The following is a 22,607-nucleotide window of genomic DNA, read 5'->3' on the forward strand; positions in this document are numbered from 1 at the left end:
CCACGGGCGACCTGGCCGATTCACGCTGAGGTCCTGTGTCGCCGTACGATGCGCGCCATGGCAAAGGCACCCGTTCTTACGCCGCAGGCGGAAGACTTCCCACGCTGGTACCAGGACCTGATCAACAAGGCCGAATTGGCGGACAACGGCCCGGTGCGCGGCACCATGGTCATCCGACCGTACGGCTACGGCCTGTGGGAGCGGATGCAGCAGGAGATGGACGCCCGCATCAAGGCAGCGGGCGCTCAGAACGCCTACTTCCCGCTCTTCATCCCCCAGTCTTACCTGACTCGCGAGGCTGAGCACGTCGAGGGCTTCGCGCCCGAGCTCGCGGTGGTCACGCACGGGGGTGGCAAGGAGCTCGAGGAGCCCGTCGTGGTGCGCCCCACGTCGGAGACGATCATCAACGACTACTTCTCGAAATGGGTGCAGAGCTACCGGGATCTGCCGCTGCTGATCAACCAGTGGGCGAACGTGGTCCGTTGGGAGATGCGCCCGCGCGTCTTCCTCCGTACGACGGAATTCCTCTGGCAGGAGGGCCACACCGCCCACGCCACGTACGAGGACGCCAGGGACTACGCCGCGTACATCCACCGGCAGGTCTACGCGGACTTCATGGTCAACGTGCTGGGCATCGACGTGGTTCTCGGCCGCAAGACGCCCAGGGAACGCTTCGCCGGGGCCATCAACACCCTGACCCTGGAAGGGATGATGGGCGACGGCAAGGCGCTCCAGATGGGCACGAGCCATGAGCTCGGCACCAACTTCGCCAAAGCCTTCAACACGTCGTACCTGTCCAAGGGCGGGCAGCAGGAACTGGTCTGGCAGACCTCGTGGGGAACGTCCACCCGGATGGTCGGCGGGCTGATCATGTCCCACGGCGACGACAACGGCCTGCGGGTGCCGCCGAGGCTGGCGGCCGTCCAGGTCGTCGTCATGGCCATCAAGGGCGACGAGGCGGTCGCCAAGGTCCGCGAACTGGGCGACGCCCTCAGGGCGGCGGGGCTGCGCGTCCAGGTCGACGACCGCGTCGACACCCCCTTCGGCCGCCGGGCCGTCGACTGGGAGCTCAAGGGCATCCCCGTACGGATCGAGATCGGCCCGCGCGACCTGGAGGCGGGTACGGCGATGCTGGCCCGGCGCATCCCCGGCGGCAAGGAGGCGGTGGCCGTCGAGTCGCTCGCCGCGCTGCTGCCCAAGATCCTCGAGGACGACCAGGCACTGCTGCTCGAGCAGTCCAGGGCCCGCCGCGAGTCCCGTACCAGCGACGTCACCACGATCGAGGAGGCCGCCGAGGCCGCGGTCGCCGGCGGATGGGCACGCATTCCGTGGGCGACGCTGGGCGAGGTGGGGGAAGCGAAGCTGGGGGAGCAGGCGGTGTCGGTGCGGTGCCTCGTCGCCGAGGACGGGTCGGTTCCCGTGTCTGACGACGCCCCCGGTACTGTCGCGATCGTGGCCCGGGCTTACTGAGCCCTCCGTCCCGGCTCGTCGGCGGTCGCTACGTACCACCTTGGTGCGAGCTGTGAGGCTTCTCCGCAGATCGGCGTACCCGCCCTCGTCAGGACGCATCAACGGCAACTGACGGGTACGTGCAAAATATTTCGGATGGCCCGGAATGGAACCCGCGGGCCCTCCGGCTCGTTATCACGACGTGAGCACGACACCACCTGTTCTCGCCGCAGAGCTGGCACAGGCGTGGGCCGATATTCAGCGGCACCACCCCGAGCTGCCGGATCTTGCCGCGCCCGAGTCCCTGATCGGAGAGTCCTCGTCCGCCTGCGGCGCCGAGCTCTCCTTCGAGCGACTGCTCCATGAGGCAGTCCACGGCATCGCCGCCGCGCGAGGAGTCCGCGACACCTCGCGCGCCGGCCGCTACCACAACCGCCGCTTCCTCGCGATCGCCGAGGAAATGGGCCTCGATCACGTGGAGGAGCCGCATCCCAGCAGCGGCTTCTCGCTGGTCGCGCTCAACCCCGAGGCGAAGCGGCGGTACCGCCCCACGATCGAGCGGCTGCAGCGCGCCCTCAAGGCGCACACGGTCGCAACGGCTTCCGACACCAAGCGGACCTTCCGCGGACCGGCCGCACGGCACGGCTCCTCGGGCGGCGGGGTGCGGGTCAAGGCCGTCTGCGACTGCGGCCGCAATGTCAGAGTCGTCCCGTCGGTCCTCGCGCAGGCGCCGATCGTCTGCGGAGGGTGCGGAAAGCCTTTCCGTATCCCGGAGGCAGTAGGCGCGGCGAGCTGATCGTCCGCGCCCACCCGGGGCCCACCCGGGCCGAGCCGCAGACCCTGGCCGCGCGGTGCCCGGCCGGGTGAAGAGCCGTCGCGGGTGTGTGGCACAATGGCTAGCTGTACTCGACAGCCGCACAGGAACCCTCTCGCCTCCGGCTGACGCGTCCATCGGGCACCCGAGTACCGCAACCCCACGTGGCATCTCGTTGTGCCCAACCACGTCAAGACCAGGAGACACCACTCCCGTGGCAGTCAAGATCAAGCTGAAGCGTCTCGGCAAGATTCGCCAGCCCCACTACCGCATCGTCGTCGCCGACTCCCGTACCCGCCGTGACGGCCGGGCCATCGAGGAGATCGGTCTGTACCACCCGACGTACAACCCCTCGCGCATCGAGGTCGACTCGGAGCGTGCTCAGTACTGGCTGTCCGTCGGCGCCCAGCCGACCGAGCCGGTCATGGCGATCCTGAAGCTCACCGGCGACTGGCAGAAGCACAAGGGCCTCCCGGCCCCGGCGCCGCTGCAGCAGCCGGAGACGAAGGAAGACAAGCGCGCCTCCTTCGACGCCTTCGCCAAGGGCCTCGAGGGTGACGACGCCAAGGGTGAGGCCATCACCCCGAAGGCGAAGAAGGCCGACAAGAAGGCGGACGAGGCCGAGGCCGCGCCCGCCGAGTCGACCGAGGCCTGAGGATGCTCGAGGAGGCTCTCGAGCACCTCGTGAAGGGCATCGTCGACAACCCGGACGATGTGCAGGTGGCTTCGCGCACCCTGCGCCGCGGGCGTGTGCTCGAGGTCCGGGTCCATCCCGACGATCTCGGTAAGGTGATCGGCCGCAACGGCCGCACCGCGCGCGCCCTGCGCACCGTCGTGGGCGCCATCGGCGGCCGTGGCATCCGCGTCGACCTCGTCGACGTGGACCAGGTTCGCTGAACAGTTGAACACCGGCTCGGGCCGGGGAGGGCCGACGGCCGTCCCCGGCCCGTAGTCGTATCGAAGGAGTTTGCAAGCGTGCAGCTGGTAGTCGCGCGGATCGGCCGCGCCCATGGCATCAAGGGCGAGGTCACCGTCGAGGTGCGTACGGACGAGCCCGAGCTGCGGCTCGGCCCCGGCGCCGTGCTGGCCACCGACCCGGCCGGCGCCGGGCCGCTGACGATCGAGTCCGGCAGGGTGCACAGCGGTCGGCTGCTGCTGCGCTTCGAGGGGGTCAGGGACCGCAACGCCGCGGAGGCGCTGCGCAACACCTTGCTGATCGCCGAGGTCGACCCGGAGGAGCTCCCCGAGGAGCCCGACGAGTACTACGACCACCAGCTGATGGACCTCGACGTGGTGCTGGCCGACGGCACGGAGATCGGACGGATCACCGAGATCAGCCACCTGCCCTCGCAGGACCTGTTCATCGTCGAACGACCCGACGGCAGCGAGGTGATGATCCCGTTCGTGGAGCAGATCGTCACCGAGATCGACCTCGAGGAGCAGCGGGCCGTCATCACTCCGCCGCCCGGTCTGCTCAACGACGCCGACGCCGAGATCGCGTCGTCGCGGGACGAGTCCTGATGCGCCTCGACGTCGTCACGATCTTCCCCGAGTACCTCGAGCCGCTGAACGTCTCCCTGGTCGGCAAGGCACGCGCCCGCGGGCAGCTCGGCGTCCATGTGCACGACCTGCGCGACTGGGCGTACGACCGGCACAACACGGTCGACGACACTCCCTACGGCGGCGGCCCCGGCATGGTCATGAAGACCGAGCCCTGGGGGGAGGCGCTCGACGACACCCTGGCCGACGGTTACGAAGCCGGCGCCCACGGCCCCGCGCTGGTCGTGCCCACGCCCAGCGGCCGGCCCTTCACCCAGAAGCTCGCGGTCGAGCTGTCCGAGCGCCCCTGGCTGATCTTCACGCCCGCCCGCTACGAAGGCATCGACCGGCGGGTCGTCGACGAGTACGCGACCCGTATGCCGGTGTACGAGGTGTCCATCGGCGACTATGTGCTGGCCGGCGGCGAGGCTGCCGTACTGGTTGTCACCGAGGCCGTGGCCCGCCTGCTGCCCGGTGTCCTTGGCAACGCCGAGTCGCATCGCGACGACTCCTTCGCGCCCGGCGCGATGGCGAACCTGTTGGAGGGGCCCGTCTACACGAAGCCCCCCACCTGGCGCGGACGGGCGATCCCGGACGTGCTGGTCAGCGGGCACCACGGGAAGATCGCACGCTGGCGGCGGGACGAGGCGTTCCGGCGCACGGCCCTCAACAGGCCGGATCTGATAGAGCGTTGCGACCCGGCGGACTTCGACAAGAAGGACCGCGAGATCCTCTCGATGCTCGGCTGGGCACCGGAGCCGGCGGACGGATTTTGGCGCAGGACCGAGGCCGTGGAAGAATAGGCCGCTGCTGTACGCCCGGTCGGCGCCCCTGCCACAGGGGGAACGACGCCCGCTCGGCGAGAGCACCTCGATTCTCATTCCGAATTCCGTCGATGACCTGTGGCATCGGCGAGGAAGCAGACCACCATGGCTCACCTGCTCGACAACGTCAACGCCGCATCGCTGCGCAGCGACGTCCCGGCCTTCCGCCCCGGCGACACCGTGAACGTCCACGTTCGCGTCATCGAGGGCAACCGCTCTCGTATCCAGCAGTTCAAGGGCGTTGTCATCCGCCGCCAGGGTGCGGGCGTGAGCGAGACCTTCACGGTCCGCAAGGTCTCCTTCTCCGTCGGCGTCGAGCGCACCTTCCCGGTGCACAGCCCGATCTTCGAGAAGATCGAGCTCGTCACTCGCGGTGACGTCCGTCGCGCCAAGCTCTACTACCTCCGTGAGCTGCGCGGCAAGGCCGCGAAGATCAAGGAGAAGCGCGACAACTGAGCCTGAGCTCACTGCCGCGACGACGTTTCGGATCAACCGCTCTCAGGGCGGCCGGATAGGCTCTGCCCTCGATGGACACCGAAGCACAGCACACGGAGCGCGACCTCTCTCCCACCCCGCCCGACGGCGACCTGGGAGAGAGGTCGCGCTCCGCGCGTCATTACGGGCCCTCGAGGCGCCGCTCCGGCCGCTCTCCGATGTCCCTGCGCACGGCGGGCATCATCGGAGCCGCCTGTGCCGTCTTCGTCCTGCTCCTGAGCCACTTCGTGGTGCAGCCCTTCCAGATCCCCAGCAGCTCCATGGAACCCACGCTCCAGGTCGGGGACCGGGTGCTGGTGAACAAGCTGGCGTACCGTTTCAGTGAAGAGCCCCGACGCGGAGACGTGATCGTTTTCGACGGCACGGGCTCCTTCGTGCAAGGGGGAGTGACTGAAAACCCGGTCAGTTCCGTAGTACGAGAGGGGCTCGCCGCACTCGGACTCGCCGAGCCGGCGGAGACCGATTTCGTCAAGCGGGTGGTGGGCGTGGGCGGTGACCGAGTTGTCTGCTGCGACAAGGGGGGCAGGGTCGAGGTGAACGGCGTACCGGTGGACGAGAGATATCTGCACCCCGACGGCGGGCCTTCCGAGGTCGCCTTCGACATCGTCGTCCCCGAGGCGACCCTGTGGGTCATGGGGGACCACCGCAGCAACTCGCGCGACTCGAGGGACCATCTCGGCGAGCCGGGCGGCGGCATGGTGCCCGTCGACAAGGTGATCGGGCGGGCCGACTGGATCGGCTGGCCGATCACCCGCTGGTCGGACATCGAGCCCGCTGACGCGTTCTCCGGCGTGCCCGACGCTCCTCCGGGCAGCGCCCATGGGTAACCGCGGACGCAGCGCCAGCCACCGGGCCGACACCCGGCTGCCCACCGGGACCCGGCCGACGAACGGGGCGAGGCCCTTGCCAGGGCGGGCGGAGCGGCGCCGGCTGGCGCAGAAGGTCAAGCGCAAGCGACGCCGGTCCGCGATGAAGGAGGTACCCCTCCTGATAACGGTGGCGCTGCTCATAGCCCTGGTGCTGAAGACGTTCCTCGTCCAGGCGTTCGTGATCCCGTCGGGCTCGATGGAGCAGACCATCAGGATCGAGGACCGGGTGCTGGTCGACAAACTCACCCCGTGGTTCGGCTCGAAGCCGCAGCGGGGGGACGTCGTCGTCTTCAAGGACCCCGGCGGCTGGCTGCCGCGGGAGGAGAAGCCCAAAGCGGACGACCCGATCGGGGTCAAGCAGGTCAAGCAGGGCCTGACCTTCATCGGACTGCTGCCGTCCGACGACGAGCGGGACCTCATCAAACGGGTCGTCGCGGTCGGCGGCGACACCGTGAAGTGCTGCGACCAAGACGGCCGCGTCACGGTCAACGGCGTACCGCTGAACGAGCAGTATCTGCATCCGGGGAACGTCCCCTCGACGATGAAATTCGACGTGAAGGTGCCGGAGGGCCGGCTCTTCGTGATGGGGGACCACCGGTCGAGTTCGGCCGATTCACGTTTCCACCTCGACGAGGAGGGCAGCGGCACAGTCGCCGAGGACCAGGTCGTCGGGCGCGCTGTTGTCATCGCGTGGCCGCTCGACCACTGGCGGCAGCTCGAGGAGCCGGAGACCTACGCATCCGTCCCCGATGCGCGCGCCGGGTCGACGGTGGCACAGCCGCCGTCGAATAGTCTGTCCTCCCAGGACCAGAACCGAATGGTCCTGCTCCCGACCCCTGCGGAACTCCCGCTCGTTATGGGAGTGGTGGGCCTGTCCCTGCTGTGGCGCAGGCGGTACGCACGGAGTGAGGAGTGGTTGTGGGGGATGTGGCGGTCGGCGCACGGTCCGGGCACGACGATCCCGAGGAGAGGCACGGGCTTCCCGAGAAGCCCTCGGACGTGACGGGCGACTCGGCGCCGGCGACCGGAAGCGACGGCGCTTCCTCGGACGGCAGCGGTACGGATCGGAAGAAGCAGAAGTCCTTCTGGAAGGAACTGCCGCTCCTGATCGGTATCGCGCTCCTTCTGGCGCTGCTGATCAAGACGTTTCTGGTGCAGGCGTTCTCGATCCCCTCGGACTCGATGATGAACACGCTGCAGCGGGGCGACCGGGTGCTGGTGGACAAGCTCACGCCGTGGTTCGGCTCGGAGCCGGAGCGCGGCGAGGTCGTGGTCTTCCACGACCCGGGCGGCTGGCTCGAGGGCGAGCCCACCCCGGAACCGAACTTCGTCCAAAAGTTCCTGAGCTTCATCGGCCTGATGCCGTCCGCCGAGGAGAAAGACCTCATCAAGCGGACCATCGCCGTCGGCGGGGACACGGTGGAGTGCAAGAAGGGCGGGCCGGTCAAGGTCAACGGCAAGGCCCTCGACGAGCCGTACATCTACCCGGGAAGCAGCGCCTGCGACGACATGCCCTTCGGGCCCTTCAAGGTGCCGGACGACAAGATCTGGGTGATGGGCGACAACCGCCAGAACTCCCAGGACTCCCGCTATCACATGGAGGACGTGAACAGCGGCTTCGTCCCCGTCGAAAAGGTCGTCGGACGCGCCGTGGTGGTCGCCTGGCCGCTCAACCGCTGGTCCACGCTTCCGGTGCCGGCCACCTTCGACCAGCCCGGGATCAACGCCGCGGCTGCCGCGCTGCCCGCCGCGCCCGCGGCGCTCGGCCTGGCCGGGGCGCTGCCGATCGTGCTGTGGCGCAGGAGGCTGACCGGCGGGCGTACCGCCGGGTAGGGTGCCGCCCATATCGCCGATCCCGAGAACAAGCTTCTCGGGGTCGAATCTCCGAGGTGGGGAGCGCCGGGATGGGCGGAATGGGACGTGACGACGACGGCCGCGGCCGGCTCGGCAGTGCGCTGTCGGGCCTGGCCGTGGCCGTCGGCTGTGTGCTCTTCCTGGGCGGTTTCGTCTGGGGTGCCCTCGTCTACCAGCCGTACACGGTGCCGACGGACTCCATGTCGCCGACCGTGAAGGCGGGCGACAGGGTGTTGGCGGAGCGCATCGACGGTGGTGAGGTGCGCCGCGGCGACATCGTGGTCTTCCGCGACAAGCAGTGGGGCGACATGCCCATGGTCAAGCGCGTGGTGGGCGTGGGCGGTGACGAGATCGCCTGCTGCGCGGAGAACGGTCGGCTGACCGTCAACGGCGAGGCGGTCGAGGAACCGTATCTGCTGCAGCCGGAGGAGAACGCGTCGCAGAAGTTCACCGCGGATGTGCCGGACGGGCACCTGTTCCTCCTCGGTGACGAACGCATGGGTTCGCTCGACTCGAGGTCGCATCTGCAGGACCCGGGCCACGGTTCCGTCCCCCGGTCCGCGGTGACGGCCCGCCTGGACGCCGTGGCATGGCCGCTGGACGGAGGCATGGTGGACCGCCCCGAGGGTTTCGCGGCCCTGCCGGGCGGCATCTCGCAGCCAGGCCCGGTGAAGCTCATGCTGGGGGCCGTCGTGGCCGGTGGCGTTCTGATCGTGGGTGGGGCGGCGTACGGGCCGGTGGCGGGCTTCCTCGGCCGCAACAGGCGCGCCAGGACGATCTCCCGTGTCGCCTGACCTGGCCGGCGCCCCGACCCGGCTGCGCAAGGTCGCGAGGATCGTGCTGCTCGATCCTCGGGACCGGATCCTGCTGATGCACGGGTACGAGCCGGCGGACCCCGCCGACACCTGGTGGTTCACCCCCGGCGGCGGCCTGGAAGGGGAGGAGACCCGCGAGGAGGCGGCCCGGCGCGAGCTCGCGGAGGAGACCGGGATCACCGAGGTGGAACTGGGGCCGGTGCTGTGGCAGCGGCACTGCTCATTCCCCTTCGACGGGCGCCGCTGGGACCAGGACGAGTGGTACTTCCTGGGGCGTACCCAGCAGACCGCCACTGCCCCGGGCGCTCTGACAGAGCTCGAGCTGCGGAGCGTCGCGGGCCTGAGGTGGTGGACCTCCGCCGAACTGTCGGCGGCGCGTGAGACGGTGTATCCGACCAGGCTCGCCGAGCTGCTGCGCACGCTGCTCGACGAGGGACCCCCGACTTCGCCGGTGGTTCTGGCCCCGGAAATCGTCTAGGGAGCCAGGGCGGCTGACGCACAATGGGGGGACGCAAGGCTGAAGGGGAACATGCCATGAGCGCCGAGGACCTCGAGAAGTACGAGACCGAGATGGAGCTGAAGCTCTACCGGGAGTACCGAGATGTCGTCGGGCTGTTCAAATACGTGATCGAGACCGAGCGTCGGTTCTACCTCACCAACGACTACGAGATGCAGGTGCACTCGGTTCAGGGCGAGGTCTTCTTCGAGGTCTCGATGGCGGACGCCTGGGTCTGGGACATGTACCGGCCGGCCAGATTCGTCAAGCAGGTCCGGGTGCTCACATTCAAGGACGTGAACATCGAGGAGCTGAACAAGAGCGACCTCGAGCTCCCCGGCAGCTGACCTCTGTCTCGAGTCCCCGGGCAGCTGACGTCAACCTCCAGCTCTCCGGTAGCTGACATCACTCGTGTGAGTGACTCGGTTTTCCACAACCCGAGGGTTGTCCACGGCTTTCGACCAAGATCCACACTGAGGCGCCCCACGCGTCAGAGTCGATGCCGGAGGTGGTGCCGGGATGAACGCGACGGGGGCACTGGGACGGTACGGCGAGGACCTGGCGGCACGGCTGCTGACCAGGTCCGGCATGAGACTGCTGGCGAGGAACTGGCGCTGCGGGCGTGCCGGTGAGATCGACATCGTGGCCCGCGACGGCGACACGGTGGTCGTCTGCGAGGTGAAGACCCGCAGGGTGGGCTGCTACGAGCATCCGATGGCCGCGATCACGCCCGCGAAGGCGCAGCGGCTCAGACGGCTGGCCGAGTGCTGGCTGGAGCGGCACGGCACTCCGCTTGCGGGTGGTGTGCGCATCGATCTCGTCGGCGTGCTACTGCCCCGGCGGGGCGCGGCGGTCGTCGAGCATGCCCGCGGGGTGGCCTGATGGGCTTCGCGCGTGCGTGTTCCGTGGCCCTGGTGGGCGTCGAGGGCGTAGTGGTCGAGGTCCAGGCGGACCTGGAGCCGGGAGTGGCCGCGTTCGCGCTGGTGGGGCTCCCGGACAAGAGTCTGGTCGAGAGCAGGGACCGGGTGCGTGCGGCCGTGGTCAACTCGGGCGCCGAGTGGCCGCAGAAGAAGCTCACCGTGGGGCTCAGCCCGGCGTCCGTGCCCAAGAGCGGGAGCGGCTTCGATCTCGCCGTCGCCTGCGCCGTCCTCGGCGCGGCAGAGCGGATCGACCCCCGGCAGATCGCCGATCTCGTGCTGATCGGGGAGCTCGGGCTCGACGGCCGGGTCAGACCGGTGCGCGGGGTGCTCCCCGCGGTGCTCGCGGCGGCGGAGGCGGGGTACGAGCACGTGGTCGTGCCCGAGCAGACCGCCGGCGAGGCCGCGCTCGTGCCGGGCATCTCCGTCCTCGGGGTGCGGAGCCTGCGTCAGCTGATCGCCGTGCTCGCCGACGAACCGGTGCCCGAGGAAGAGGCGGTGGAGGAGGGCAGGCCGGACGCCATACTGGCCGGCCTGCTGGTGCCGGGCGCGGGCGTCGGCACGGGCCTTTCGGCGGATTCGGCGGACGGGCCGGACCTGGCGGACGTCGCCGGGCAGCACGCGGCGCGCACCGGTCTGGAGGTCGCCGCGGCCGGCGGTCACCACCTGCTGCTGTCCGGGCCGCCGGGCGCCGGCAAGACCATGCTGGCCGAGCGGCTGCCCTCGGTCCTGCCGCCGCTGACCCGGCGTGAATCACTCGAAGTGACGGCGGTGCACTCGGTGGCGGGCATTCTGCCGCCAGGGGAGCCGCTGGTGCGCACGGCGCCGTACTGCGCACCGCACCACTCGGCCACCATGCAGTCGCTGGTGGGCGGAGGCAACGGCCTGCCGAAGCCCGGGGCCGTCTCGCTCGCCCACCGCGGGGTGCTGTTCCTGGACGAGGCCCCCGAGTTCTCCGGCAAGGTGCTGGACGCGCTGCGGCAGCCCCTGGAATCGGGCCACGTCGTGGTGGCGAGGAGCGGGGGAGTGGTGCGGCTGCCCGCCAGGTTCCTGATGGTGCTGGCAGCCAATCCGTGTCCCTGCGGGCGGCACAGCCTGCACGGAGCGGGCTGCGAATGCCCCTCCTCCGTGATCCGGCGGTACCAGGCCCGGCTTTCCGGACCTCTGCTGGACCGCGTCGATCTGCGGATCCAGGTCGAGCCGGTGAGCCGCTCGGACCTGCTCGGCCAGGGCGGCCGCGGCGAGACCACGGCGGTGGTCGCCGCCCGGGTGCGGCAGGCCAGGGACCGCGCGGCGGCCCGCCTGGACGGCACGCCCTGGACCGTCAACAGCGAGGTCCCGGGCCACGAACTGCGGACCCGCTGGACGGTGGCGCCGGGCGCTCTCGCGGCGGCCGAACGGGACGTGGAGCGCGGCCTGCTCACCGCTCGCGGCCTGGACCGGGTCCTGCGCGTCGCCTGGACCGTCGCCGACCTCGCCGGCCGGGACCGCCCGGACACCTCCGACGTGGCGCTGGCGCTGGAGCTGCGGACCGGGATCGCGAGAGGCGTTCCGGCGGGCGCGGGCGCCGGATCGGGGGCGCGGTCATGACGCCGGACCGGGTTGGGGAAGCGGTCATGACGCCTGACGGGGGCGGCGCCGTGGCCGGGTGTGCCGGGGAACGCGAGCGGGAGCGTGAGCGGTCGGCGCGGGCCGCCTTGACGCGGATCCTGGAGCCCGGGGAGGAGCACGGCGGGCGGTGGCTCCGCGAATTCGGCGCCGAGGGTCTGCTCGCCCTGCTGACATCGAAGGACTGCCTCGAGGGCGTGTTGACGGGGGCGACCGAGCGCCGTGTCCGCGGGCTGCGCGCCCGCGCCGTCGGGATGGAGCCGGAGCGCGACCTGGACGCCGTCCAAGCACTCGGCGGCCGGTTCATCGTGCCCGGCGACCCCGAGTGGCCGAGCCAGCTGAACGACCTGGGGGACGCCAGGCCCGTCGGCCTCTGGGTGCGGGGCCTACCCGACCTGCGGAAATGGGCGCTGCGCTCGGTCGCTGTGGTCGGGGCGCGGGCGTGCACCCCGTATGGGGCGCACATGGCGGCGACCCTGGGTTCCGGCCTCGCGGAGCGCGGCTGGGTCGTGGTGTCGGGAGCGGCGTTCGGGGTGGACGGCTCGGCGCACCGTGGCGCGCTGGCCGCGGGCGGCGCCACGGTCGCGGTCCTCGCCTGCGGTGTCGACGTCGCCTATCCCCGTGGTCACGGCACATTGATCGGACGCATCGTCGAACAGGGGCTCGTCATCGGGGAGTTGCCCCCCGGGGGTCATCCCACGCCCAGCCGGTTCGTCCTGCGCAACCGCGTGATCGCCGCCCTGACCCGGGGCACGGTCGTCGTCGAGGCCGAGCACCGCAGCGGCTCACTCGTCACGGCGCGCAGCGCCCAGCGCCTCGGCCGCTACACGATAGGGGTACCGGGCCCGGCCACCAGTGGCCTCTCGGCCGGGGTCCATGACCTGCTGCGGGGCGAGGGCGTGCTGGTCACCGATGCCGCGGAGGTGGTCGAACTGATCGGCGCCATGGGGGAACTGGCACCCGCGCACACCGGCCCAGTGCTGCCCAGGGACCTGCTGGACCCGGCCGGCAGGCGGGTGCTCGAGGCGCTTCCGGCCCGCGGCGCGGCCCACGGGCAGGACGTCGCCCGCGACGCGGGGACGACGGTGGACGAGGCCCTCGGCAAGCTGTACGAACTGCATTCACTCGGATTCGTCGAACGGGTCGGTGAGGGATGGAGGTTGACGCTCACGGCCAAGCGCGGTTCGAACGCGCGGCGAGGCGGTGCTTGACCTGGGGCATTCGGGTGAAAAGGTGTTGGCGATGACCTTCGGAGTGCGGTCGGCGGCACCTGAGGGGCCGGTGCGCATGGCATCGGCCCCGGTTCGAAGGTGTGGACGAGGACGAATACCCACGCAGGTTCGTTCCCCCCGCCTTCGCCCACCGCGACCGCGTAGTCACGCTACGCTCACCGGGTTCCGGCCCCCAGAGGGCCCCCTCCCACACTCCTCACAGCAGAACGGCTCAGGCAACGCATGCCCCAGCACACCTCCGGGTCTGACCGCGCGGCAGCGCCACCCGCTGCTCGTGGCACCGTGCGGCCTTCCGCACCCTCGTCGCTCGAGGAGTTGTGGCGGTCGTACAAGGCCACGGGTGACGACCGCCTGCGGGAGCAGCTGATCCTGCACTACTCGCCGCTGGTCAAGTACGTCGCCGGCCGGGTCAGCGTGGGGCTGCCGTCCAACGTCGAGCAGGCCGATTTCGTCTCCTCCGGGGTCTTCGGCCTGATCGACGCCATCGAGAAGTTCGACATCGAGCGGTCGATCAAGTTCGAGACGTACGCCATCACCCGGATTCGCGGCGCGATGATCGACGAACTGCGCGCCCTGGACTGGATTCCCCGCTCCGTGCGGCAGAAGGCACGGGCCGTCGAGCGCGCCTACGCCACGCTCGAGGCGCAACTGCGGCGCACCCCGTCCGAGACCGAGGTCGCCGCGGAGATGGACATCTCCGTCGAGGAACTGCACGCGGTTTTCAGCCAGTTGTCACTGGCCAATGTGGTGGCGCTCGAGGAACTGCTGCATGTGGGCGGTGAGGGCGGCGAGCGGCTCAGTCTCATGGACACGCTTGAGGACACCGCCGCCGACAACCCGGTCGAGGTGGCCGAGGACCGCGAACTGCGCCGGCTCCTCGCCCGCGCCATCAACACCCTGCCCGACCGCGAGAAGACCGTCGTCACCCTCTACTACTACGAAGGTCTGACGCTGGCCGAGATCGGCCATGTCCTGGGCGTCACGGAGAGCAGGGTGAGTCAGATCCACACCAAGTCGGTCCTGCAGCTGCGGGCCAAGCTGGCCGACGTGGGACGGTGACTCTGGGCTCGCCCGGGGCGCATCCGTAAAGTGGAGGCGTGCCCAGGATTCGAGCGGCCTCCGTGGCCGAGCACCGGACGATGCAGCGAGGCGCCCTGCTGGACGCCGCGCGTTCCCTCCTGTCCGAAGGCGGTACGGAGGCGCTGACCTTCCCCGCTCTCGCCGAGCGCACCGGCCTGGCGAGGTCCTCCGTCTACGAGTACTTCCGCTCGCGAGCGGCCGTCGTCGAAGAGCTCTGCGTGGTGGACTTCCCTGTCTGGGCGGCCGAGGTCGAGGCTGCCATGGGGCGTGCGGAGACACCGGAGGGCAAGGTCGAGGCGTACGTGCGCAGGCAGCTCGAGCTGGTCGGCGACCGGCGGCACCGGGCTGTCGTCACGATCTCCGCGAGTGAGCTGGAGGCGGGGGCCCGGGAGAAGATCCGGGCCGCGCACGGCGGACTGATCGCGATGATCGTCGAAGCGCTGGGCGAACTGGGCCAGACCGAGCCCCGGCTGGCGGCGATGCTGCTGCAGGGTGTCGTGGACGCCGCCGTCCGCCGTATCGAGCTCGGTGCTGCCGAGGAGCCGGACACCATCGCGGAGGCGGCCGTCGCCATGGTGCTGCGAGGCGTACGGGGCTGAGTGCCGCCCCGCCCCTGGGCCTACGGCGAGGCCCGCCCCTGCAAGGACGACAACCCCCGGCCCCGTACCGGCGGCGCAGACCGCAGTACGTCGCGATGCAGACGGCCGCCAGGAGCCCGGCGTGGAGCGCGTCCGGTACGCCGGCGACAGCGGCTCGCCCCGCCGGTGAGGGCCCCGCCGCGGGGAGGGGAACACCGAACACCGGCAGGAGCCGGGACGGAGCGCGACGCAGCATCCACGGCGGCAGCAGCGACAGCGGGTCCAGATACGCCGTGCCGCGGCGCAGCCCCCAGTGCAGACAGTCCGAGCAGTGGGAGGCCGCCGGCTCTACGGTGGCGACGACCTGGCCGGCACTCACTTTCGTGCCTTCGTCGACGAGCGGACGGACCGGTTCGTATGTCGTGCGCAACGGCGGGTCACCCGTATCGGTGAGACTGATCGTGAGTACGCCCCGGCCGGCGACGAGCCCCGCGAAGGAGACCGTGCCGGACGCCGCGGCGCGCACCGGCGTACCGCGCGGCGCGGTCAGGTCCACCCCGCGGTGCCCCGGCCCGTACGGAGTGTCCGGCGGCTGCCACCCCCGCACGACCAACGGCCTGGGCGGCCCGACCGGCCAGCTCCGCCCCGAGCCGCCCTGGCCCCCGGCCTTCCGGGCCTCCGCGTCCCGGTGGAGCCACGGCGCCGGGCCGCCGTGGCGGGGGTGCACGGTTTCCGGGCGATCGGGCGACCTCGTGGCGGCGGTCCCGCCGAGCCCGCCGCCCGCATGTGGCGCGGGATGGGCCGCACGCGGCGGGAGTTCGCCGGCCCGCGGCGCATGACCGACCGCGCCGAAGACCCCTGCCGGCGAAGCGGGCGGGGCACCGCTCGGCACGGGCGGTACCGCAGCGGGCGAGGCCGAAACGGGCAGTGCCGCAGCGGGCGGTGTCGCCGAGGGCACGGCCGCCGTGGGCAGAACGACGAGCAGGACGAAGGCGAACCACCGGCGGACCGCGGACGCGGAAAACACACAGTTCATGGCCGAAACGCTCCCGCGAACGAGCGCACTCTCGCTGATCATGGTCCGGATCTGTGGACGACCGGCCGGTTGTGGACAGCGCCGTCACCCGGCACGTCACCGGTCCCGTACACTTCTTCTGGCGATCCGGGTCACCGGGTCGACTTCGCACGCCCCGCCACCAGACCCTCCGCGGTCGGTGGCCGCGCTCCTCGGTCCCTTGTGGCACGGCGCGTATCGGGGCGTCAGGACATAACCGAGAAAAACAAGGAGATACGGCCATGGCCGTCGTCACGATGCGGGAGCTGCTGGAAAGCGGCGTCCACTTCGGTCACCAGACCCGTCGTTGGAACCCGAAGATGAAGCGCTTCATCTTCACGGAGCGCAACGGCATCTACATCATCGACCTGCTCCAGTCGCTGTCGTACATCGACCGCGCCTACGAGTTCGTCAAGGAGACCGTCGCGCACGGCGGCTCCATCATGTTCGTCGGTACCAAGAAGCAGGCCCAGGAGGCCATCGCCGAGCAGGCGACGCGCGTGGGTATGCCGTACGTCAACCAGCGCTGGCTGGGCGGCATGCTCACCAACTTCTCCACCGTCTACAAGCGTCTGCAGCGCCTCAAGGAGCTCGAGCAGATCGACTTCGAGGACGTGGCCGCCTCCGGTCTCACCAAGAAGGAGCTCCTGGTCCTCTCCCGCGAGAAGGCCAAGCTGGAGAAGACTCTCGGTGGTATCCGCGAGATGCAGAAGGTGCCGAGCGCCGTCTGGATCGTCGACACCAAGAAGGAGCACATCGCCGTCGGTGAGGCGCGCAAGCTCCACATCCCGGTCGTCGCGATCCTCGACACCAACTGTGACCCCGACGAGGTCGACTACAAGATCCCGGGCAACGACGACGCGATCCGCTCCGTCACCCTGCTCACCCGCGTGATCGCCGACGCCGTCGCCGAGGGCCTCATCGCCCGTTCCGGCGTCGCCACCGGTGACTCCAAGCCGGGCGAGAAGGCCGCCGGCGAGCCCCTCGCCGAGTGGGAGCGCGACCTCCTCGAGGGCGAGAAGAAGGCCGACGACGCCGAGGCCAAGCCGGCCGAGGCCGCCGCTGAGGCTCCGGCCGCTGAGGCTCCGGCTGCCGAGGCTCCGGCTGCCGAGGCTCCGGCCGCTGAGGAGTCCGCCGAGGCTCCGGCCGAGGCCGAGAAGCCGGCCGCGGACACCGAGCAGGCCTGACCTCACGGGTTCGGTTGCTGACGGCGGGGGACGGTGCCACAAGCACCGCCCCCGCCGCTCACCCGTAGATCTTCGACTTTCGACTTCGAGAGAGATTCAAGGACATGGCGAACTACACCGCCGCTGACGTCAAGAAGCTCCGCGAGCTCACCGGCGCCGGCATGATGGACTGCAAGAAGGCGCTGGACGAGGCCGACGGCAACGTCGACAAGGCCGTCGAGGCCCTGCGCATCAAGGGCCAGAAGGGCGTCGCCAAGCGCGAGGGCCGCTCCGCCGAGAACGGCGCCGTCGTCTCCCTGATCGCCGACGACAAGACCTCCGGTGTCATCGTCGAGCTGAAGTGCGAGACGGACTTCGTCGCCAAGGGTGACAAGTTCCAGGCCGTCGCGAACGCCCTGGCCGCGCACGTGGCCAAGACGTCCCCCGCCGACATCGAGGCCCTGCTCGCCTCCGAGATCGAGCCCGGCAAGACCGTCCAGGCGTACGTCGACGAGGCCAACGCCAACCTCGGCGAGAAGATCGTCCTGGACCGCTTCGCGCAGTTCACCGGTGGCTACGTCGCCGCGTACATGCACCGCACCATGCCCGACCTGCCCCCGCAGATCGGTGTCCTCGTCGAGCTCGACAAGGAGAACGCCGAGATCGCCAAGGGCGTCGCGCAGCACATCGCCGCCTTCGCGCCGAAGTACCTCTCCCGCGAGGACGTTCCGGCCGAGGTCGTCGAGGCCGAGCGTCGTGTCGCCGAGGAGACCACGCGCGCCGAGGGCAAGCCCGAGGCCGCTCTCCCGAAGATCGTCGAGGGTCGCGTCAACGGCTTCTTCAAGGAGGCCACCCTCCTCGGCCAGCCGTACGCGCTCGACAACAAGAAGTCCGTTCAGCAGATTCTGGACGAGGCCGGCGTCACCCTGAAGCGCTTCTCGCGCATCAAGGTCGGCATCTGAGTCCGTACGACGCGGACACCGGACCCCGGTAGGGTCTGAAGCAGTCGTCCACGTTCGCGCCGGGCGACCGCAGATCTGACGAGGAGGCCATTGCCGTACGGGAAACCGCAAGGACCCACTGGCAATGGCCTTCTTCGTATGTGCACGAGGAGATCCCCATGAATCAGGGCGCCGCACAGGGCGACGACAACCACGGCAAGAAAGCCGGACGCTTCATGCTGAAGCTGTCCGGTGAGGCGTTCGCCGGTGGCGGAGGCCTCGGCGTCGACCCCGACGTCGTACACGCCATCGCCCGCGAGATCGCAGCGGTCGTACGCGACGGGGCGGAGATCGCGGTCGTCATCGGCGGCGGCAACTTCTTCCGCGGCGCCGAGCTCCAGCAGCGTGGCATGGACCGGGCCCGCTCCGACTACATGGGCATGCTCGGTACGGTCATGAACTGCCTCGCTCTCCAGGACTTCCTGGAGAAGGAGGGCATCGACTCGCGTGTCCAGACGGCCATCACCATGGGCCAGGTCGCGGAGCCGTACATTCCACTGCGCGCTGTGCGCCACCTGGAGAAGGGGCGCGTCGTCATCTTCGGCGCGGGCATGGGCATGCCGTACTTCTCCACCGACACCACCGCCGCCCAGCGGGCCCTCGAGATCGACGCAGAGGCGTTGCTCATGGGCAAGAACGGCGTCGACGGGGTCTACGACTCCGACCCCAAGACCAACACGGACGCGGTGAAGTTCGACGCGCTGGAGTACGGCGAGGTGCTGTCGCGCAATCTCAAGGTCGCCGACGCCACCGCGATCACGCTCTGCCGCGACAACGCCCTGCCGATCCTCGTCTTCGAACTCCTCGCCGAAGGCAATATCGCGCGGGCCGTCAAGGGTGAGAAGATCGGCACGCTCGTGAGCGACCGGGACACCCGGGCCTGAAACCCGGGACGCCCCACGAGGGATGGACAAAGTCCTGCCGGTCGGACACCGTGCAGGCAACACGCGACGCAGGTTCCGCCGGCCCAGTGGTTACGAGCCGGGCCTACCTCAAGACACGCAGGAGCAAGTGGTGATCGAAGAGACCCTCCTCGAGGCCGAGGAGAAGATGGAGAAGGCCGTCCTGGTCGCCAAGGATGACTTCGCCGCGATCCGCACGGGACGTGCGCACCCGGCGATGTTCAACAAGATCGTGGCGGACTACTACGGTGCGCTGACCCCGATCAACCAGCTGGCCTCGTTCTCGGTTCCCGAGCCGAGGATGGCCGTGGTGACGCCCTTCGACAAGACCGCGCTGCGCAACATCGAGCAGGCGATCCGCGACTCCGACCTCGGCGTCAACCCGAGCAACGACGGCAACATCATCCGGGTGGTGTTCCCCGAGCTCACCCAGGACCGCCGCAAGGAGTACATCAAGGTCGCCAAGACCAAGGCCGAGGACGCCAAGATCTCGATCCGCTCCGTGCGCCGCAAGGCCAAGGAGACCATCGACAAGCTGATCAAGGACGGCGAGGTCGGCGAGGACGAGGGCCGCCGCGCGGAGAAGGAGCTCGACGACACCACCGCGAAGTACGTCGCGCAGGTGGACGAGCTGCTCAAGCACAAGGAAGCCGAGCTGCTCGAGGTCTGATGAACGACTCTTCCTGGGGGGCCCCGCGCGGCGCCGGATACGCCGGAGCATGGCCACCGCCCGACCAGGGGCCCCTCTCGGCGGGTCCCGCATACGATGGGCACGACGCACAGCAGACTCGGCCCATGCCCATCGTTCCGGACTTTCCCGCCGCAGGTGGAGACGCCGAGGACCGTGGTGAAGGCGAAGACCACGAGGACCGTGACCGGGGGGCTGCTCGGCTGAGCGGCCCCCTGTTCCGCGATGAGATGCCGCAGGAGCCCATGCCCACCCCGCCGCCTTCGGGCGATCCGACCCCGCAGCCGCCGGTCGGACCGGAGCCGCCGCAGAAGAAGCGGGCGGGTCGGGACCTGCGCGCGGCGATAGGGGTCGGCGTCGGCCTCGGTGCGGTGATCGTCGCCTCTCTCTTCTTCGTCAAGGCCGTCTTCGTCGGTGTGATCGCGGTCGCCGTCGTCGTCGGTCTGTGGGAGCTGACCTCCCGGCTCGAGGAACGCAAGCAGATCAAGGCCCCGATCGTGCCGCTCGCGGTGGGCGGCGCGGCGATGGTCGTGGCCGGCTATGCGCGTGGGACGGAGGGTGCATGGGTCGCGATGGCGCTCACAGCGCTCGCGGTCCTGGTCTGGCGGATGACCGAGCCGCCGGAGGGCTATCTCAAGGACGTCACGGCCGGCGTCTTCGCCGCGTTCTACGTTCCCTTCCTGGCGACGTTCGTCGCACTCATGCTGGCGGCCGATGACGGCCCGGAGCGGGTGCTCACCTTCCTGCTGCTCACCGTTGTCAGCGACACCGGCGCCTACGCGGTGGGCTGGCGCTTCGGCACGCACAAGCTCGCGCCGCGCATCAGCCCGGGCAAGACCCGCGAAGGACTGCTCGGCGCCGTGTCGTTCGCGATGGCGGCGGGCGCGCTGTGCATGCAGTTCCTGATCGACGACGGCACCTGGTGGCAGGGCCTGCTGCTCGGCCTCGCGGTTGCCGTCAGCGCCACGCTCGGGGACCTGGGCGAGTCGATGATCAAGCGTGACCTGGGCATCAAGGACATGGGCACGCTGCTCCCCGGCCACGGCGGCATCATGGACCGTCTGGACTCGCTGCTGCCGACGGCACCGGTGGTGTGGCTGCTGCTGGTTGTCTTCGTGGGCCCCGGCTGAGCGGCTGCTGTTTTCTTGAGGAGGGCTCGTTGTCCACAGGGCAACGAGCCCTCTTCCTTTATCTCTGAAGGTCCGTGTCTCTGGGGGAGAGGGCTTTGGCCGGTCGAGGACGACGCCGCGGGGCACCACCGCTGAACGGGATTTTCGCGGCGGATACGCAGGTGTTCCGCTTCTACGCGGACGGCACGGTCCTGGACGTGCTCGTGCGACCCGCACCGCAGCCCACGAATGCGGCGACTCTGGCCGGTTGGCTGCGCAAGGACAACAGTCTGCCCGGCGTGCACACGGCGCGGTACGTCCTGGAGGGCGATCATGTCTCGTTCACGACGCGCGGGCACTACCGCGACGAGGAGATCACGGTCCGTGGGACATGGAGCCGCGGCGCGCTGACGCTGGGTATTGCCGGACGGGGATGGGAGATCGGGCCGCGGCGCTTCTCGCGCTTGGACCCAGCGCGCTGACGAGCCCGGCGCAAGCAGTGCCCCGGGTCGCAGTGCGGTCCTCGGCGTGCAGCCTGAGGCGGTGTGATGTCGCGGACGTAGACGGGCTTGGGTGCCCGGTGCGGTATGACGAAGCGGCTCTGCCGGCCCCAAGACTTCGGCGTGCCGCAAGCCGCGTGCGTCCTGGTCGGCCGTGGGACCAGTCTCCGGTCGGCGGATCGGACACGGTGTGATGTTCGGCTCGGCGAGCGCGAGCAGCGCCTGCCTCCTCATCCTCATGGTTCAGCCACCCAATGGAGCTCGTGAACAAGGTGGAGCCCCCGCGGTGGAGGGCGCCACCGCGTCATCCGGCACTGGTGGGCTCCCCGGCCGGCGAGAACGCCCATCCTTCTGGGCCGTCTGCGGATGCCACCCGGAGACCAGTAACGACCTCAGACGACCACCGCGGGAATCGGGGCCCGCAGGCCACCGGAATCCGTCTGCGACACTGGATGCACCATGCCCAAGCCCGGAGAACTCACTTTCGTCGCGCCCCGCGGAGCCAAGAAGCCCCCGCGGCACCTCGCCGACCTCACGCCCGCCGAGCGCAAGGACGCCGTCGCCGCGATCGGCGAGAAGCCGTTCCGCGCCAAGCAGCTGTCCCAGCACTACTTCGCCCGGTACGCCCACGACCCGGCCCAGTGGACCGACATCCCCGCGGCCGCGCGCGAGAAGCTCGCCACGGAGCTGCTGCCCGACCTGATGTCCGTCGTGCGGCACATCTCGTGCGACGACGACACGACCCGCAAGACCCTGTGGCGCCTGCACGACGGCACGCTGGTCGAATCCGTGCTGATGCGCTATCCGGACCGGGTCACCATGTGCATCTCCTCGCAGGCCGGCTGCGGGATGAACTGCCCCTTCTGCGCCACCGGGCAGGCCGGCCTCGACCGGAACCTGTCGACCGCGGAGATCGTGCACCAGATCGTCGACGGCATGCGCGCGCTGCGCGACGGCGAGGTCCCCGGAGGACCCGCCCGGCTGTCCAACATCGTCTTCATGGGCATGGGTGAACCGCTCGCCAACTACAAGCGGGTCGTCGGATCCATCCGTCGTCTCACCGACCCGGAGCCCGACGGGCTCGGTCTCTCGCAGCGGGGCATCACGGTCTCTACCGTCGGTCTCGTGCCCGCGATGCTGCGCTTCGCCGACGAGGGCTTCAAGTGCCGTCTCGCCGTGTCGCTGCACGCCCCGGACGACGAGCTGCGAGACACCCTGGTTCCCGTCAACACGCGCTGGAAGGTCCGCGAGGTCCTCGACGCCGCCTGGGAGTACGCGGAGAAGTCAGGTCGCCGTATCTCGATCGAGTACGCGCTCATCCGTGACATCAACGACCAGGCGTGGCGCGGTGATCTGCTCGGCCGGCTGCTGAAGGGCAAGCGGGTCCACGTGAACCTCATCCCGCTCAACCCGACGCCCGGCTCGAAGTGGACGGCCTCGCGCCCCGAGGACGAGAAGGCGTTCGTCGACGCGATCGCCGCCCACGGTGTACCGGTCACGGTCCGGGACACCCGTGGCCAGGAGATCGACGGGGCCTGCGGACAGCTGGCGGCGACCGAGCGCTGAGCCGGGCCGAGGCGAGAGCATGGGCGCAGTGGCCGAGCGCCGAGCCGGGCG

The 22,607-nt window shown here is 69.9% G+C and carries 24 protein-coding genes and 2 pseudogenes; 25 read left to right on the forward strand and 1 reads right to left on the reverse strand.

What is annotated here, in order from left to right:
• The first annotated feature begins 57 nt into the window (after positions 1 to 57).
• The 18 genes and pseudogenes from proS (at position 58) to ACIQ7Q_RS29395 (ending at position 14,591) form a co-directional block, all read left to right on the forward strand.
• Positions 58 to 1,470 carry a proline--tRNA ligase gene (proS, locus tag ACIQ7Q_RS29310; protein WP_403868487.1) on the forward strand — a complete coding sequence of 471 codons (1,413 nt, stop codon included), beginning with the start codon at positions 58 to 60 and terminating at the stop codon, positions 1,468 to 1,470.
• 181 nt (positions 1,471 to 1,651) lie between these two features.
• Positions 1,652 to 2,245: a hypothetical protein gene (locus tag ACIQ7Q_RS29315; RefSeq protein ID WP_403868490.1), complete on the forward strand. Its 594-nt coding sequence runs from the start codon at positions 1,652 to 1,654 to the stop codon at positions 2,243 to 2,245.
• A gap of 232 nt (positions 2,246 to 2,477) precedes the next feature.
• On the forward strand, positions 2,478 to 2,918 hold the full coding sequence (gene rpsP, locus ACIQ7Q_RS29320; RefSeq protein WP_403868493.1) for a 30S ribosomal protein S16: 441 nt from the start codon (positions 2,478 to 2,480) through the stop codon (positions 2,916 to 2,918).
• A 2-nt stretch (positions 2,919 to 2,920) separates the two neighbouring features.
• The gene (locus ACIQ7Q_RS29325; RefSeq protein ID WP_003980229.1) at positions 2,921 to 3,160 is read left to right on the forward strand and encodes an RNA-binding protein; all 240 of its coding nucleotides are present in this window, start codon (positions 2,921 to 2,923) and stop codon (positions 3,158 to 3,160) included.
• Between the two features lie 78 nt (positions 3,161 to 3,238).
• A complete protein-coding gene (gene rimM, locus ACIQ7Q_RS29330; RefSeq protein ID WP_403868496.1) occupies positions 3,239 to 3,784 on the forward strand; it encodes a ribosome maturation factor RimM in 546 nt (181 codons plus the stop codon).
• Positions 3,784 to 4,605 (forward strand): tRNA (guanosine(37)-N1)-methyltransferase TrmD, encoded by an 822-nt coding sequence (trmD, locus tag ACIQ7Q_RS29335; protein ID WP_403868499.1) that lies wholly within the window; start codon positions 3,784 to 3,786, stop codon positions 4,603 to 4,605. The genes rimM and trmD overlap by 1 nt, the downstream gene beginning before the upstream one ends.
• Before the next feature lie 126 nt (positions 4,606 to 4,731).
• On the forward strand, positions 4,732 to 5,082 hold the full coding sequence (gene rplS, locus ACIQ7Q_RS29340; protein ID WP_100109387.1) for a 50S ribosomal protein L19: 351 nt from the start codon (positions 4,732 to 4,734) through the stop codon (positions 5,080 to 5,082).
• A 71-nt stretch (positions 5,083 to 5,153) separates the two neighbouring features.
• On the forward strand, positions 5,154 to 5,948 hold the full coding sequence (gene lepB / locus ACIQ7Q_RS29345) for a signal peptidase I (protein ID WP_403868502.1): 795 nt from the start codon (positions 5,154 to 5,156) through the stop codon (positions 5,946 to 5,948).
• Positions 5,941 to 7,012 (forward strand): annotated as a pseudogene (gene lepB / locus ACIQ7Q_RS29350) (signal peptidase I); the annotation flags it as partial. The gene lepB (ACIQ7Q_RS29345) and the pseudogene lepB (ACIQ7Q_RS29350), both read left to right, overlap by 8 nt.
• Entirely contained in the window at positions 6,918 to 7,823 is a 906-nt protein-coding gene (lepB, locus tag ACIQ7Q_RS29355) for a signal peptidase I (protein ID WP_403868761.1), read from the forward strand. The pseudogene lepB (ACIQ7Q_RS29350) and the gene lepB (ACIQ7Q_RS29355), both read left to right, overlap by 95 nt.
• 71 nt (positions 7,824 to 7,894) lie before the next feature.
• Positions 7,895 to 8,638 carry a signal peptidase I gene (lepB, locus tag ACIQ7Q_RS29360; protein ID WP_403868764.1) on the forward strand — a complete coding sequence of 248 codons (744 nt, stop codon included), beginning with the start codon at positions 7,895 to 7,897 and terminating at the stop codon, positions 8,636 to 8,638.
• A complete protein-coding gene (locus ACIQ7Q_RS29365; RefSeq protein ID WP_403868505.1) occupies positions 8,628 to 9,137 on the forward strand; it encodes an NUDIX hydrolase in 510 nt (169 codons plus the stop codon). Before lepB (ACIQ7Q_RS29360) ends, ACIQ7Q_RS29365 begins: the two co-directional genes overlap by 11 nt.
• Positions 9,138 to 9,193: 56 nt before the next feature.
• A complete protein-coding gene (locus tag ACIQ7Q_RS29370; protein ID WP_005311352.1) occupies positions 9,194 to 9,502 on the forward strand; it encodes a DUF2469 domain-containing protein in 309 nt (102 codons plus the stop codon).
• 172 nt (positions 9,503 to 9,674) lie between these two features.
• Positions 9,675 to 10,037: a YraN family protein gene (locus tag ACIQ7Q_RS29375; protein WP_403868508.1), complete on the forward strand. Its 363-nt coding sequence runs from the start codon at positions 9,675 to 9,677 to the stop codon at positions 10,035 to 10,037.
• Complete coding sequence (locus ACIQ7Q_RS29380; RefSeq protein WP_403868511.1) at positions 10,037 to 11,662, forward strand: YifB family Mg chelatase-like AAA ATPase; 1,626 nt, start codon at positions 10,037 to 10,039, stop codon at positions 11,660 to 11,662. The genes ACIQ7Q_RS29375 and ACIQ7Q_RS29380 overlap by 1 nt, the downstream gene beginning before the upstream one ends.
• Positions 11,663 to 11,688: 26 nt before the next feature.
• On the forward strand, positions 11,689 to 12,891 hold the full coding sequence (dprA, locus tag ACIQ7Q_RS29385; RefSeq protein ID WP_403868514.1) for a DNA-processing protein DprA: 1,203 nt from the start codon (positions 11,689 to 11,691) through the stop codon (positions 12,889 to 12,891).
• A 243-nt stretch (positions 12,892 to 13,134) separates the two neighbouring features.
• The gene (gene whiG, locus ACIQ7Q_RS29390; protein WP_356635402.1) at positions 13,135 to 13,971 is read left to right on the forward strand and encodes an RNA polymerase sigma factor WhiG; all 837 of its coding nucleotides are present in this window, start codon (positions 13,135 to 13,137) and stop codon (positions 13,969 to 13,971) included.
• 62 nt (positions 13,972 to 14,033) lie between these two features.
• Positions 14,034 to 14,591: a TetR/AcrR family transcriptional regulator gene (locus ACIQ7Q_RS29395; protein WP_403868767.1), complete on the forward strand. Its 558-nt coding sequence runs from the start codon at positions 14,034 to 14,036 to the stop codon at positions 14,589 to 14,591.
• Between the two features lie 316 nt (positions 14,592 to 14,907).
• On the opposite strand, the pseudogene ACIQ7Q_RS29400 reads toward ACIQ7Q_RS29395, so the two are convergent.
• Positions 14,908 to 15,648: pseudogene (locus ACIQ7Q_RS29400) on the reverse strand (peptidoglycan DD-metalloendopeptidase family protein); the annotation flags it as partial.
• Positions 15,649 to 15,866: 218 nt separating this feature from the next.
• On the opposite strand from ACIQ7Q_RS29400, the gene rpsB reads away from it, so the two are divergent.
• The 7 genes from rpsB to rlmN all read left to right on the forward strand — a co-directional run bounded on the left by rpsB (position 15,867) and on the right by rlmN (position 22,556).
• Positions 15,867 to 16,811 (forward strand): 30S ribosomal protein S2, encoded by a 945-nt coding sequence (gene rpsB, locus ACIQ7Q_RS29405; protein ID WP_403868518.1) that lies wholly within the window; start codon positions 15,867 to 15,869, stop codon positions 16,809 to 16,811.
• Between the two features lie 104 nt (positions 16,812 to 16,915).
• On the forward strand, positions 16,916 to 17,752 hold the full coding sequence (gene tsf, locus ACIQ7Q_RS29410) for a translation elongation factor Ts (protein ID WP_403868521.1): 837 nt from the start codon (positions 16,916 to 16,918) through the stop codon (positions 17,750 to 17,752).
• A 158-nt stretch (positions 17,753 to 17,910) separates the two neighbouring features.
• On the forward strand, positions 17,911 to 18,675 hold the full coding sequence (gene pyrH, locus ACIQ7Q_RS29415) for a UMP kinase (protein ID WP_403868524.1): 765 nt from the start codon (positions 17,911 to 17,913) through the stop codon (positions 18,673 to 18,675).
• A 130-nt stretch (positions 18,676 to 18,805) separates the two neighbouring features.
• On the forward strand, positions 18,806 to 19,363 hold the full coding sequence (gene frr, locus ACIQ7Q_RS29420) for a ribosome recycling factor (RefSeq protein WP_005311329.1): 558 nt from the start codon (positions 18,806 to 18,808) through the stop codon (positions 19,361 to 19,363).
• Complete coding sequence (locus ACIQ7Q_RS29425) at positions 19,363 to 20,511, forward strand: phosphatidate cytidylyltransferase (protein ID WP_403868527.1); 1,149 nt, start codon at positions 19,363 to 19,365, stop codon at positions 20,509 to 20,511. Before frr ends, ACIQ7Q_RS29425 begins: the two co-directional genes overlap by 1 nt.
• Positions 20,512 to 20,672: 161 nt before the next feature.
• Entirely contained in the window at positions 20,673 to 20,972 is a 300-nt protein-coding gene (locus ACIQ7Q_RS29430; RefSeq protein WP_403868530.1) for a hypothetical protein, read from the forward strand.
• A 477-nt stretch (positions 20,973 to 21,449) separates the two neighbouring features.
• On the forward strand, positions 21,450 to 22,556 hold the full coding sequence (gene rlmN / locus ACIQ7Q_RS29435) for a 23S rRNA (adenine(2503)-C(2))-methyltransferase RlmN (RefSeq protein ID WP_403868533.1): 1,107 nt from the start codon (positions 21,450 to 21,452) through the stop codon (positions 22,554 to 22,556).
• The last annotated feature ends 51 nt before the right edge of the window (positions 22,557 to 22,607 follow it).

The sequence above is a fragment of the Streptomyces sp. NPDC096176 genome, from assembly GCF_044763255.1.
In the GTDB taxonomy this organism is placed as follows: domain Bacteria; phylum Actinomycetota; class Actinomycetes; order Streptomycetales; family Streptomycetaceae; genus Streptomyces.

Excerpts from the sequence above, each read along its gene's own strand:
- proS (WP_403868487.1), top strand. The coding sequence starts at position 58 with ATGGCAAAGGCACCCGTTCTTACGCCGCAGGCGGAAGACTTCCCACGC.
- ACIQ7Q_RS29325 (WP_003980229.1), top strand. The coding sequence starts at position 2,921 with ATGCTCGAGGAGGCTCTCGAGCACCTCGTGAAGGGCATCGTCGACAAC.
- trmD (WP_403868499.1), top strand. The coding sequence starts at position 3,784 with ATGCGCCTCGACGTCGTCACGATCTTCCCCGAGTACCTCGAGCCGCTG.
- rplS (WP_100109387.1), top strand. The coding sequence starts at position 4,732 with ATGGCTCACCTGCTCGACAACGTCAACGCCGCATCGCTGCGCAGCGAC.
- lepB (WP_403868502.1), top strand. The coding sequence starts at position 5,154 with ATGGACACCGAAGCACAGCACACGGAGCGCGACCTCTCTCCCACCCCG.
- lepB (WP_403868764.1), top strand. The coding sequence starts at position 7,895 with ATGGGCGGAATGGGACGTGACGACGACGGCCGCGGCCGGCTCGGCAGT.
- ACIQ7Q_RS29370 (WP_005311352.1), top strand. The coding sequence starts at position 9,194 with ATGAGCGCCGAGGACCTCGAGAAGTACGAGACCGAGATGGAGCTGAAG.
- ACIQ7Q_RS29375 (WP_403868508.1), top strand. The coding sequence starts at position 9,675 with ATGAACGCGACGGGGGCACTGGGACGGTACGGCGAGGACCTGGCGGCA.
- ACIQ7Q_RS29380 (WP_403868511.1), top strand. The coding sequence starts at position 10,037 with ATGGGCTTCGCGCGTGCGTGTTCCGTGGCCCTGGTGGGCGTCGAGGGC.
- dprA (WP_403868514.1), top strand. The coding sequence starts at position 11,689 with ATGACGCCTGACGGGGGCGGCGCCGTGGCCGGGTGTGCCGGGGAACGC.
- whiG (WP_356635402.1), top strand. The coding sequence starts at position 13,135 with ATGCCCCAGCACACCTCCGGGTCTGACCGCGCGGCAGCGCCACCCGCT.
- rpsB (WP_403868518.1), top strand. The coding sequence starts at position 15,867 with ATGGCCGTCGTCACGATGCGGGAGCTGCTGGAAAGCGGCGTCCACTTC.
- tsf (WP_403868521.1), top strand. The coding sequence starts at position 16,916 with ATGGCGAACTACACCGCCGCTGACGTCAAGAAGCTCCGCGAGCTCACC.
- pyrH (WP_403868524.1), top strand. The coding sequence starts at position 17,911 with ATGAATCAGGGCGCCGCACAGGGCGACGACAACCACGGCAAGAAAGCC.
- ACIQ7Q_RS29425 (WP_403868527.1), top strand. The coding sequence starts at position 19,363 with ATGAACGACTCTTCCTGGGGGGCCCCGCGCGGCGCCGGATACGCCGGA.
- rlmN (WP_403868533.1), top strand. The coding sequence starts at position 21,450 with ATGCCCAAGCCCGGAGAACTCACTTTCGTCGCGCCCCGCGGAGCCAAG.